This window comes from Agreia sp. PsM10 (genome assembly GCF_030433855.1).
Lineage (GTDB): Bacteria > Actinomycetota > Actinomycetes > Actinomycetales > Microbacteriaceae > Agreia.
The window spans coordinates 1-234 of record NZ_JARUXC010000095.1 but is presented as its reverse complement, the minus strand read 5'-3'; the positions used below and the strand labels follow the sequence as shown (position 1 = coordinate 234).

The 234-nt window shown below is 70.1% G+C and carries 1 pseudogene; it reads left to right on the top strand.

The features are described from left to right. Nucleotides 1–234, top strand: a pseudogene (locus QCD70_RS19145) (beta-galactosidase); the annotation flags it as partial.

The following is a 234-nucleotide window of genomic DNA, read 5'->3' as shown; positions in this document are numbered from 1 at the left end:
GTCGTACCCGCCCCTCGCGAAGCCCGACGGCGAGCGCGACCCCGAGTCGTATCAGCGCATCTACGAGAGCTTCTACCGGGGCGCGCACGACGCCGGACTGCTACTGCGGGTGCTGCACGACCGTCAGTTCGCCGCACTCGATCCGGCCGAGCTGGCCCGCGACATCCCGATTCAGTTCGCGCCCGCCGTGTATGTGGCCGACGATGCGCTGCTCGATCGGCTGCGCGCCTACGC